Genomic DNA, 10,268 nt, shown 5'->3' with positions numbered 1-10,268 from the left:
ACAAGCGGGATGGAGTTGACGCCGGCGCTCGGGTCGCGGAGAGCTGTGCCGGCATGATCCGCCAGTCTTTTTTCCTCGCCACGCTGCTTGCGAGCAGTGCCTGTTCCGCCCAGCCCCAGGCCAGCTCGTCCGCCCCATCGGGTGGGGGCACGCAGGCCGGCGCGTCCGCCCAGGCCTTTGTGCCGCCGCAGCCGCCCGAGGCAGCCCAGCCGGTGCCCAAGGACGCGCCGCTCGATCGATCGATCAAGAACGTGCCCGCCACCACCGGGCGCGCCAACCTGCCCGAGTCGCCGCCGCCCGTCACGGTTACCCCAATCGGCCAGTTCGATGCGCCCTTCGCGATGGCCTTCCTGCCCGACGGTGCGCTGTTGGTGACTGAAAAGGCGGGCAAGCTGAAGCTGCGCGCGCCCGACGGCAGCGTTTCGGACGTGATCGGCCTGCCCCCGGTCGAGGCTGGCGGCCAGGGCGGGCTGCTCGACGTGGCCGTGGCACCGGACTTTTCGAAGAGCCGCACCGTGTTCTGGAGCTATGCGGAGCCGGGCGCGAACGGCAGCGCGCTGGCGCTGGCCAAGGGCACCCTGCAGGGTCGCGCGTTGTCGAGCGCCCGCGTTATCTGGCGTTCTGGCTCTAACGGGCCGGGCGGGCAGTTCGGGGCCAACATCGCCTTTTCGCCCGATGGTCAATTCCTGTTCCTGTCCTCCGGCGAACGACAGCGCTTCACCCCGGCGCAGGACCCGGCGCAGCTGATCGGCAAGGTGTTGCGCCTGACGCTTGACGGCCAAGCAGCCCCCGGCAACCCGAACTTCGCCAAGGGCGGGGCGGAGGCGATGATCTGGACCAGCGGGCACCGCAACCCTTACGGCCTGGTGTTCACGCCGGACGGCCGGCTGTGGGAAGAGGAGATGGGTCCGAAGGGCGGCGATGAGCTCAACCTGCTCGAGCCGGGCAAGAACTATGGCTGGCCGACGGTGTCGAACGGCGACAATTATTCGGGCCAGCCGATTCCCGACCACCCCAGCCGTCCCGAGTTCGCCGCGCCTGTACTTTGGTGGAACCCGTCAATCTCGCCCGGCGGCATGATCCACTATTCGGGCGCGATGTTCCCGCAATGGAAGGGTTCGCTCTTCATCGGCGCGCTGGGGGCTGAAGGTGTCGTGCGCATCACGCTCAACGGCGCCACCGCAAAGCCTGCGGAGTTCTGGACGATGGGAACCCGCATCCGCGATCTCGCCCAGGCGCCCGACGGTGCGATCTGGGCCCTGGAGGATGGTGAGCGCGGCTCGGGCGGTCGATTGCTGCGGCTGACGGCCAAGCGTTAGGCCAGGGGCCGAACCAGCAGGAAGTTAGAGCGCGCGGCGGCGATAAGCTGGTCGCGCGCGTCCTGCCACGCAAAGGCTTCGACGTTGGCGACGCGGGTGCCGAGCCGGGTCACGCGCCCGGCGGCATAGGTCGTCTTGTCGCGGCCGCCCCGCATATAGTCGATCGTGCTGGTCACCGGCTCGATCCCGACACTGTCGTCGGCAAGGACGTGCCGCAGGGCGGCCAGCGCCGCGAACTCCAGCAATCCCGCGATCGCCCCGCCGTGGAGGAAACCGGGTCGGCCGACCACGTCCAGGCTGAACGGGAGGCTGAGCCGGGGGGTGTCGGCCTCTCCCGACGCGATCTCGATCCCGAGCGTGCGGGCATAGGGCGGCAGGATCATGGGCGCGCGCCCGTTACCATGTAGGTGCCCACAAGGTGCGCGATCGGGTCGTCCGGATCGCCTTCATGCGCGATGCCGCGCACGAACGACACCGATTCCTCGATGCGGTAGCACTCGCCCCGGCCGATCACGCCTTCGTTTGCGCGCGGTGCACGCAAGTGATCGAGCCGCAGGTCCAGCGTCGCATGGGGCACGAACTGACCCCGCCTGTGCCAGACGGCCAGGCTGGCGGCGACATCCAGCAGCGAGACAACGGGGCCGGCCGCCATGGCACCCGTACGATCGTCGCCGGTCAGGTCCTCGCGCCAGGGCAGCGCCAGTTCGCACCAGTCGGTGCCGTGATCATGGTATTCGATGCCGATCCGCCCGCCATGGCCGCCGAATCCGCCGCGTACGAACCGGAGGAGGTCGAAAGACAGCATGAAGAAGGCTCTACACAGGCGGGGCAGCCGCGCAACCAGAGCCCCTCTGGTGCTCAGTGTCGATGCGGCATAGCCTGGCCCGATGACCAATCGAGTGAGCATCACGATCGAGGGTGGCGTTGCGGACGTGCGCCTGTCGCGCCCCGACAAGATGAACGCGATCGATTCGCCGATGTTCGCCGCGTTGGCCGACGCGATCGATCGCCTGGCAGCAACTCCGGGCCTGCGCTGCGTGGTGTTGTCGGGCGAAGGGCGTGGCTTTTGTGCCGGGCTCGACATGGCCTCGATAGCGGCGGGCGGCGCCGGGCTGGACTTGGCCGCGCGGACGCATGGCCCTGCCAACCTGCCGCAGCACGTCGCCTGGGGCTGGCGAACGCTTCCGGTGCCGGTGGTTGCTGCCATTCACGGCGTAGCGCTCGGCGGTGGGCTGCAGATCGCGGCGGGCGCGGATGTCCGCATCGCGCGTGCGGATGCGCGGCTGTCGATCCGGGAACTGCACTGGGGCATCGTGCCCGACATGGCGGGATATGCGCTGTGGCGGGGTACCGTGCGCGACGATGTGATGCGGGAACTGATCTATTCGGCGCGTGAGGTTGACGGCGAAGCAGCCGCGCGGCTGGGTCTCGTCACCCGTGTCGCAGAGGACCCGATGGCGGAAGCGCTCGCCCTGGCTCACACAATCGCGGCCAGAAACCCCGACGCGATCCGGGCCGCGAAGCGGCTCGCCAACATGTCGCTGGACAGCGATGCAGCGAAGATCCTCGCCGCCGAAAGCGCCGAACAGCTGAAGCTGCTGCGCTCTGCCAATCAGATGGAGCAGGTGCGCGCGAACCTGGAAGGCCGCGCGCCCGACTTCGCCGATTGAGCAGTCAGAGTATTACCGTCTGCGGCTTGGTTTCATTGATGGCGGCCAGGATCATGCGTTCCCAGACGGCCACATCGCCGACCGCCGCCATTGCCTGATCCGGCTCGCGAAGAGTCTTCAGCACTGCCACCGCATCGTCGACATGGTCGCGCCAGGCGTCGTCGACCATCTTGCCGGCCGATTCCTCGTCACCCTCAGCGTTGATGCTGATCCGCTGGCCCGCGAGAACGCGGGCGATGCGTTCGGCAACGGTGGAAACGGATACGTCCATGACTGGCTCCTCACGGGATGATCAAAGGGTTGGCTGAGCAAACCCGCGAGGAACCGGATGGCTCCGTTCAGCGCACCGGCGAAGGGACGGGGCCGCGCTGGCCGCTGCCGCCGCCGCTGCCGCCACGGCCTTGACCCTGGGCCTGGCCGCTGCGGCCCTGACCACCGCCGCCCTGACCACCGCCGCCCTGACCACCACGACCGCGGCTGCCGCTCAGGCTGCCACCGCCATTGCCCTGACCACGACGGCTGGCATTGGCATACTGACGTCCGCCGGGCGTCGGCGCCGCGGCATGGCTGGCACGCGGACGCGCGGGCCCGCGCTGCTGACGCTCTTCGCGCGGTGCGGGATCGGCACCGATCGCCTTGACCCGCTCCGACTTAATGGTGTCGGCCTGACGCATGAAATCCTCGGGCAGCGCACGGACCGGCACCTTCTGACGGGTCACCTTTTCGATGTCCTTCAGGTAAGGACGCTCGTCCTCCGCACAGAAGGAGATCGCGATGCCGCTTGCGCCGGCGCGCGCGGTGCGGCCGATGCGGTGAACATACTGCTCGGGCACGTTGGGCAGCTCGAAATTCACCACGTGGCTGACGCCGGACACGTCGATACCGCGCGCGGCGATGTCGGTCGCGACCAGGATCTTCACTTCGCCCGACTTGAAGGCGGCAAGCGCCCGCTCACGCTGGGGCTGCGACTTGTTGCCGTGGATGGCATGCGCGGCGATGCCGTTGCCCGCCAGCAGCTTCACGACGCGGTCGGCGCCGTGCTTGGTGCGGGTGAACACCAATGCGCGTTCGATCGGCTCATCGCGAAGCAGAATGGTCAGCAGCGCCTGCTTCTCCGTCTGATTGACGAAGGTCACCTGCTGGTCGACGCGCTCCGCAGTGGTCGCTGCAGGCACAACCGACACCGTGGCGGGGTCGACGAGATACTGCGACGCCAGCTCGCGGATCGAGGTCGGCATGGTGGCCGAGAAGAACAGCGTCTGGCGCTTGCGGGGCACCATGCGCACGATCTTCTTGAGCGCGTGGATGAAGCCCAGGTCCAGCATCTGGTCGGCCTCGTCGAGCACCAGCACCTCGACGGTGGACAGGTTGCAGAAGCCCTGCTCCACCAGATCGATCAGGCGGCCGGGCGTGGCGACCAGGATGTCAACACCGCGGGACAGGTCCTGACGGTTCTTGTTTATGGACGTGCCGCCGAACACGGTCGCGACCGACAGCTTGGAGAACTGGCCATAGCCGCGGGCATTGTCAGCGATCTGGCTGGCCAGCTCCCGCGTCGGCGCAAGCACCAGCATGCGGCAATGGGTCGGCAGCACGCGCTTGGCGCTTTCGCCGAGCCGCTGGATGGAAGGAAGAACAAAGGCGGCAGTCTTGCCGGTACCGGTCTGGGCGATGCCCAACAGGTCGCGGCCGGTCAGCACGGTCGGAATTGCGTCGCGCTGAATCGGGGTGGGCTCGGAATAGCCCTTGGCGGCGAGCGCACGAACAAGCGGCTCGGCCAGGCCAAGATGAGCAAAGGACATGAAATAGCTTTCGAAACGGCCAATCGCGCGCATCAGGCGCACGGGTGGCGGGGGTTGATGACGCCCCGCGTGACTTGGGAAGCCTGAAGCAATGACCGAGGCGGAGCCGGAGCAGCACCCAAAGGGTGTCGTGCCCGATCACGCTGCGTAAACGCCTCGATGCCGGCGCAGATGGCCGATGCATGTCCGAAAGTCAAGATCGACGCCCTGGCTGCCGGTGACAAGGTTTCGCGCATCGGCGCGCGGCGAAGGTGGAGCGATCGCGCAAGTCAATGGTTCTGCCTGGGAATTGGGAGAAGGCCATGCGGATCCATCACCTCAACTGCGGCACCGACTGCCCGCTTGGCGGCGCGCTGTTCGACGGCCGCAGCGTTGGGCCGCTCGGCCGGATCGTGTGCCAATGCCTGTTGATCGAAACGGACGCGCACGGGCTGGTGCTGGTCGACACCGGTTATGGCCTGCGCGACGTGGCCCACCCGCATGCACGGCCCGATCCGCGCATCACCTTGCCCTGGCGGATGATGCTCAACATTCGCCTGCATGAGCGCGACACCGCGATCCGACAGGTCGAGGCGTTGGGGTACAAGGCGTCGGATGTGCGGCACATCGTCACAACCCATCTGGACTTCGATCATGCCGGTGGGCTTGAGGACTTCCCCCATGCGCTCGTTCACGTGATGGCCCGCGAATATGACGATGCTACCGGCCCGCACCGCGGCGTTGTCTCGCGCAATCGCTGGCGCGCGCGGCAGCTGAACGGGGTAGAGAACTGGCGGCGTTATGGCGCTCGCGGTGAGCAATGGTTCGGCTTTGACGCGGTACGTGACCTGGACGGGCTGCCGCCGGAGATCCTAATGGTGCCGCTGCCGGGACATACCTGGGGCCATGCTGGCGTTGCGATCCGCAAGGACGACGGGCGCTGGCTGCTCCATGCGGGCGACGCGTATTTCTACCGCGGCGAGATGCGGCAGGCGCGGCGTCGGTGCACGCCGGGGCTGCGTGCCTATCAGCGCCTGATGGAGGTCGATGCGACCAGCCGGCTGGCAAACCAGGAAAGGCTGCGCGCGCTGTCGATCGAGCGCCGCGACGAGGTGACAGTGACCTGCACCCATGACCCGGTTGAGTTGGAGCGGCTGCAAGTGGGCAACCCGCTCTAGGCGGGGCGCAATCGGTCCACGATCGCGGCGATGCGGCGGGCCCGTGTCTCCGATTTCTTAGCGCTTTCCACCGACTCCGCCCGCTCACGCTGGTCGGTGAAGCTCAACAGGTCAAAGGCGGGGCGGAGGGAGGCGGCGTCCAGCGCCGCTGCCAGGTCGTCGGGCACCTCGACAACCCGCGGCTCCGTGTCGAGGGTGAGCGTCATCTGCACCTCGTCCCCCGCCTTTACGCCCGCCGAGGCGCGGTGGCTGGCGCGAAATGGAACAAAGACCTTGCCCGACATGATCGCGATCGTGCTGCGATATCGATGGCCAGCGACCGTGACCACCACTGGCGGCCGTGCCCGCCCGAACACGGCGCGCGGCTCCACCGGAACCGGAATGTGCCCCGCCTCCTCGCCCTCGCCGACGACGAAGAGGAAGCTGGTGGAAGGCGGGTGGGCCATGGCTAGCTCCTGCAGGTCCCCGCAATTCAGCATGGATGATCGCCGGGTAGAAGGGGGCAAAGCGCCTCGACTTCGCCGGGGTTGAGCGGTTAGGGAATGGGGAAACAAAGGGAGAGGCACCATGAAGCTCGCAAGCCTGAAGCACGGCCGGGATGGTCAGCTGGTGGTGGTGTCCAACGACCTCGCCTGGTTCGCGACCGCGGGGCACATTGTCACGACGCTGCAGGGGGCGCTGGACGACTGGGATCGGGTCGCGCCGGCGTTGCAGAACCTTGCAACCGATCTGGACCATCAGGTTATCCCGCGGATGCGCTTCCACGAACATGACGCTGCCTCGCCGCTGCCGCGCGCGTTTCAATGGGCGGACGGATCGGCTTATGTGAACCATGTCGCGCTGGTGCGTCAGGCGCGCGGGGCAGAGATGCCTGAGACGTTCTGGCACGATCCGTTGATGTACCAGGGTGGGTCAGACGGCTTTCTTGGCCCGCGCGACCCGATCCCGCTCGGAGACGAGAGCTGGGGCTGCGACCTGGAAGCCGAAGTGGTGGTGGTGACGGGCGACGTGCCGCTGGGCGCCAGCCGTGAGGAAGCGCTGGCCGCCGTCCGGCTGGTCGGGCTGACCAACGACGTATCGTTGCGCAACCTGATTCCGGAAGAGCTGGCCAAGGGCTTCGGGTTCTTCCAGTCGAAGCCTGCCAGTGCTTTTTCGCCGGTGTTCGTGACGCCGGACTCGCTCGGCGACTGGTGGAGCGACGGCAAACTGCATCGCCGGCTGAATGTCGACCTGAACGGGCAACCGTTCGGGCGTGCAGAGGCCGGGGAGGACATGACCTTCGATTTTGGCACACTGATCGCGCACGCCGCCAGGACGCGCGCCCTGGGTGCCGGGACGATCATCGGGTCGGGCACGGTCTCGAACCGCGACCCGGATGGTGGGCCGGGCAAGCCGATCGCCCAGGGTGGGGTCGGCTATTCATGCCTGGCGGAAGTCAGGACGGTGGAAACCATCGCCAATGGCAAGGCCGAAACGCCGTTTCTCAAGAAGGGCGACACGGTCCGCATCTGGGCGGAGGACGACCGGCATCACCCGATCTTTGGCGTGATCGAGCAGACTGTGGTCTGAGAGCGAAGAGGCGGGCCCGTTTACCTATAGGGAGCGGGCCCTCAGCGTTTCGGCAGCGCGTCGCGCGCGACGCGCACCAATGTCTCTCGGCCTGCCACAAGCGCAAGCGCGCCCACGATCAGCGCGGACATCGGTCCATTGACGGCCAACCAGGGCGCCATCACGAGCACCGGAACCGCAAGGCCTAGAGCCGACAGCGCGGGCGAGGCCCGTCGCTTGTCCTGAGTGACGGGCGTCATGAACATGGGCGGCTCCTTTCCCGTCCCTGCATGGCGCTCAGGGGGTTAACGACCCGTCACCGGCCGCGGCTGGCCCGACAGCAACATCATGACGCTTGAAACTTTATTCCAAGCGGCCGATGGCGATCGGAAGGGCGCCGGCCAGGCGCAAGCAACGGAGAGACGCATGGCGAGCGAGCATCCTCGCGCCAATTTGCCACCGCTAAGCCTGCACGTGCCAGAGCCCAAGTTCCGGCCCGGCGACGCGGTGGATTTCGTGGGCGTGGACGTGCCGCCGGCCGGGTCCGCGCCCCGGCCCGACACGGCCGAGGCGCCGCGCGCGATGACCGACCTAGCCTATACGCTGGTGCGGGTGCTGGACGACAACGGGCAGGCGGTCGGCCCGTGGAACCCGCGCCTCAGCCCCGACCAGGCGCGTCGGCTACTGGCCGACATGGTGAAGCTGCGCGCGTTCGACGAGCGCATGTTCCGGGCGCAGCGGCAGGGCAAGACAAGCTTCTACATGAAGGCGACGGGGGAGGAGGCGGTGGCGGTTGCCGCCGCGCACGCACTCCACCGCGACGACATGTGCTTCCCCTCCTATCGCCAGCAAGGGCTTCTGATCTCGCGCGGCTATCCGCTGGTCGAAATGATGAACCAGATCTACTCGAACAAGGGCGACAAGCTCGGCGGCAAACAGCTGCCGATCATGTATTCGGCCAAGGATTTCGGGTTCTTTTCCATCTCCGGCAACCTCACCACCCAGTATCCGCAGGCGGTGGGCTGGGCGATGGCGTCGGCGGCAAAGGGCGACACGCGAATCAGCGCGGTGTGGTGCGGTGAAGGATCGACGGCAGAGGGCGACTTCCACTCCGCCTGTACCTTCGCGGCGGTGTACCGGGCGCCCGTCGTGATGAACATCGTCAACAATCAATGGGCGATCAGCAGCTTTTCGGGCTTTGCGGGCGCGGAGGCGACGACCTTTGCCGCGCGGGCGATCGGCTATGGCATTGCAGGGCTTCGGGTCGACGGCAATGACGCGCTGGCCGTGTATGCGGCGACGCAATGGGCTGCTGAGCGCGCGCGGACCAACCAGGGCCCGACGCTGATCGAGCACTTCACCTACCGTGCCGAGGGCCACTCCACGTCCGACGACCCGGGCCAGTATCGCTCGGCAGGCGAACCGACCGCGTGGCCGCTGGGCGACCCCGTTGCCCGGCTGAAAGATCACCTGATCGCGATCGGCGAATGGGACGAGGAGCGCCACGCCGCGCAGGACAAGGCAACGGCCGAAGAAGTGCGCGCGGCGCAGCGAGAGGCGGAAAAGAACGGCATCCTGGGCCACGGTCTGCATCAGCCGCTCGACTCCCTGTTCGACGGGGTGTTCGAGGAGATGCCCTGGCACCTTGCCGAGCAACGACAGCAGATGCTGGACGAGGAGGCGGCCTCCGGCAGGCCGTGGGCGCGGAAATGAGCAACACCGTGACAGAGCAGATCGAGGCGGAGGCGCCGCCCACGACGCAGCGCATGAACATGATCCAGGCGATCAATTCCGCCATGGACGTGGTGATGGCGCGCGACCCCGACGTGATCGTCATGGGGGAGGATGTGGGCTATTTCGGCGGCGTGTTTCGCGCAACCGCCGGCCTGCAGGCCAAGTACGGCAAGACGCGCGTGTTTGACACGCCGATCACCGAAATCGGCATCATCGGCGTCGCGATTGGGATGGGCGCCTATGGCCTTCGGCCCGTGCCCGAGATCCAGTTCGCCGATTACATCTACCCCGCGCTCGACCAGCTCGTATCGGAAGCTGCGCGGCTCCGTTACCGTTCTGCGGGCGAGTTCACCGCGCCGATCACGGTCCGCTCACCCTATGGCGGCGGCATCTTTGGCGGGCAGACACACTCGCAGTCGCCCGAGGGCATCTTCACGCACGTATCGGGCATCAAGACGGTCATTCCGGCAACGCCGTACGACGCCAAGGGGCTGTTGATCGCAGCGATCGAGGACAACGACCCGGTCCTGTTCCTGGAACCCAAGCGCATCTACAACGGCCCCTTCAACGGCCATTGGGACAAGCCGGCGGAAAACTGGTCCAAGCACCCGGCGGGGGAGGTGCCGACCGGCCACTACACGGTGCCGCTGGGCACGGCGAACATCGTGCGTGGCGGCGAGGCGATCACCATCCTTTGCTATGGCACCATGGTGCATGTGGTCGAGCGCGCGGTGGCAGATATGGGCGTGGATGCCGAGATCCTCGACCTTCGAACGCTGATCCCGCTCGACATCAAGGCGATCGAGGCATCGGTCAAAAAGACCGGCCGGTGCATGATCGTGCACGAAGCGACCCGCACTGCCGGCTTTGGCGCGGAACTGTCGGCACTGGTGACGGAGCGCTGCTTTTATCACCTCGAAGCGCCCGTCGAACGCGTCACCGGGTTCGACACGCCGTACCCGCACAGCCTGGAATGGGCCTATTTCCCCGGCCCGGTGCGGATCGCGGAAGCTCTCAAAAAGATCATGAAGGACTAAC

General features: G+C 67.1%; 12 protein-coding genes. 6 read left to right on the top strand and 6 right to left on the bottom strand.

The window, feature by feature from the left end; genetic code table 11:
• Positions 1-53 precede the first annotated feature (53 nt).
• Complete coding sequence (locus tag FHS94_RS09435; RefSeq protein ID WP_184057317.1) at positions 54-1,319, top strand: PQQ-dependent sugar dehydrogenase; 1,266 nt, start codon at positions 54-56, stop codon at positions 1,317-1,319.
• Here FHS94_RS09435 and FHS94_RS09430 read toward each other — a convergent pair.
• On the bottom strand, positions 1,316-1,702 hold the full coding sequence (locus tag FHS94_RS09430; RefSeq protein WP_184057104.1) for a PaaI family thioesterase: 387 nt from the start codon (positions 1,700-1,702) through the stop codon (positions 1,316-1,318). The genes FHS94_RS09435 and FHS94_RS09430 overlap by 4 nt on opposite strands.
• Entirely contained in the window at positions 1,699-2,124 is a 426-nt protein-coding gene (locus FHS94_RS09425) for a PaaI family thioesterase (protein ID WP_184057102.1), read from the bottom strand. The genes FHS94_RS09430 and FHS94_RS09425 overlap by 4 nt, the downstream gene beginning before the upstream one ends.
• Before the next feature lie 82 nt (positions 2,125-2,206).
• Here FHS94_RS09425 and FHS94_RS09420 point away from each other — a divergent pair, with 82 nt between their 5' ends.
• Complete coding sequence (locus FHS94_RS09420) at positions 2,207-2,989, top strand: crotonase/enoyl-CoA hydratase family protein (RefSeq protein ID WP_184057100.1); 783 nt, start codon at positions 2,207-2,209, stop codon at positions 2,987-2,989.
• 4 nt (positions 2,990-2,993) lie between these two features.
• Here the strand turns inward: FHS94_RS09420 and FHS94_RS09415 are convergent, their stop codons facing one another.
• Positions 2,994-3,260, bottom strand: coding sequence for a hypothetical protein (locus FHS94_RS09415; protein ID WP_184057098.1), 267 nt, complete (start codon positions 3,258-3,260; stop codon positions 2,994-2,996).
• A gap of 67 nt (positions 3,261-3,327) precedes the next feature.
• Complete coding sequence (locus FHS94_RS09410) at positions 3,328-4,791, bottom strand: DEAD/DEAH box helicase (protein ID WP_184057096.1); 1,464 nt, start codon at positions 4,789-4,791, stop codon at positions 3,328-3,330.
• A gap of 302 nt (positions 4,792-5,093) precedes the next feature.
• Here FHS94_RS09410 and FHS94_RS09405 point away from each other — a divergent pair, with 302 nt between their 5' ends.
• The gene (locus tag FHS94_RS09405) at positions 5,094-5,948 is read left to right on the top strand and encodes an MBL fold metallo-hydrolase (RefSeq protein ID WP_184057094.1); all 855 of its coding nucleotides are present in this window, start codon (positions 5,094-5,096) and stop codon (positions 5,946-5,948) included.
• On the opposite strand, the gene FHS94_RS09400 is transcribed toward FHS94_RS09405, so the two are convergent.
• Positions 5,945-6,394 (bottom strand): YdeI/OmpD-associated family protein, encoded by a 450-nt coding sequence (locus FHS94_RS09400; RefSeq protein WP_184057092.1) that lies wholly within the window; start codon positions 6,392-6,394, stop codon positions 5,945-5,947. The two genes, FHS94_RS09405 and FHS94_RS09400, sit on opposite strands and share 4 nt — an antisense overlap.
• 121 nt (positions 6,395-6,515) lie before the next feature.
• Between FHS94_RS09400 and FHS94_RS09395 the strand changes: the two genes are divergently transcribed.
• Positions 6,516-7,517, top strand: a complete 1,002-nt coding sequence (locus FHS94_RS09395) for a fumarylacetoacetate hydrolase family protein (protein WP_184057090.1) — start codon at positions 6,516-6,518, stop codon at positions 7,515-7,517.
• Positions 7,518-7,558: 41 nt separating this feature from the next.
• On the opposite strand, the gene FHS94_RS09390 is transcribed toward FHS94_RS09395, so the two are convergent.
• Entirely contained in the window at positions 7,559-7,762 is a 204-nt protein-coding gene (locus FHS94_RS09390; protein WP_184057088.1) for a hypothetical protein, read from the bottom strand.
• 160 nt (positions 7,763-7,922) lie between these two features.
• Here FHS94_RS09390 and FHS94_RS09385 point away from each other — a divergent pair, with 160 nt between their 5' ends.
• Together FHS94_RS09385 and FHS94_RS09380 are read left to right on the top strand one after the other, a co-directional pair.
• Positions 7,923-9,209, top strand: coding sequence for a 3-methyl-2-oxobutanoate dehydrogenase (2-methylpropanoyl-transferring) subunit alpha (locus FHS94_RS09385; RefSeq protein ID WP_184057086.1), 1,287 nt, complete (start codon positions 7,923-7,925; stop codon positions 9,207-9,209).
• A gap of 53 nt (positions 9,210-9,262) precedes the next feature.
• Entirely contained in the window at positions 9,263-10,267 is a 1,005-nt protein-coding gene (locus FHS94_RS09380; RefSeq protein WP_184057315.1) for an alpha-ketoacid dehydrogenase subunit beta, read from the top strand.
• Position 10,268 lies beyond the last annotated feature (1 nt).

The sequence above is a fragment of the Sphingomonas aerophila genome (genome assembly GCF_014199305.1).
Lineage (GTDB): Bacteria > Pseudomonadota > Alphaproteobacteria > Sphingomonadales > Sphingomonadaceae > Sphingomonas > Sphingomonas aerophila.
The sequence above is the reverse complement of the archived record's forward strand: the minus strand, read 5'-3'. Positions and strand labels throughout refer to the sequence as shown.

Coding starts and splice junctions, on each gene's coding strand:
- FHS94_RS09420 (WP_184057100.1), top strand. CDS start 2,207: ATGACCAATCGAGTGAGCATCACGATCGAGGGTGGCGTTGCGGACGTG.
- FHS94_RS09390 (WP_184057088.1), bottom strand. CDS start 7,762: ATGTTCATGACGCCCGTCACTCAGGACAAGCGACGGGCCTCGCCCGCG.
- FHS94_RS09405 (WP_184057094.1), top strand. CDS start 5,094: ATGCGGATCCATCACCTCAACTGCGGCACCGACTGCCCGCTTGGCGGC.
- FHS94_RS09395 (WP_184057090.1), top strand. CDS start 6,516: ATGAAGCTCGCAAGCCTGAAGCACGGCCGGGATGGTCAGCTGGTGGTG.
- FHS94_RS09435 (WP_184057317.1), top strand. CDS start 54: ATGATCCGCCAGTCTTTTTTCCTCGCCACGCTGCTTGCGAGCAGTGCC.
- FHS94_RS09415 (WP_184057098.1), bottom strand. CDS start 3,260: ATGGACGTATCCGTTTCCACCGTTGCCGAACGCATCGCCCGCGTTCTC.
- FHS94_RS09385 (WP_184057086.1), top strand. CDS start 7,923: ATGGCGAGCGAGCATCCTCGCGCCAATTTGCCACCGCTAAGCCTGCAC.
- FHS94_RS09400 (WP_184057092.1), bottom strand. CDS start 6,394: ATGGCCCACCCGCCTTCCACCAGCTTCCTCTTCGTCGTCGGCGAGGGC.
- FHS94_RS09425 (WP_184057102.1), bottom strand. CDS start 2,124: ATGCTGTCTTTCGACCTCCTCCGGTTCGTACGCGGCGGATTCGGCGGC.
- FHS94_RS09410 (WP_184057096.1), bottom strand. CDS start 4,791: ATGTCCTTTGCTCATCTTGGCCTGGCCGAGCCGCTTGTTCGTGCGCTC.
- FHS94_RS09380 (WP_184057315.1), top strand. CDS start 9,263: ATGAACATGATCCAGGCGATCAATTCCGCCATGGACGTGGTGATGGCG.
- FHS94_RS09430 (WP_184057104.1), bottom strand. CDS start 1,702: ATGATCCTGCCGCCCTATGCCCGCACGCTCGGGATCGAGATCGCGTCG.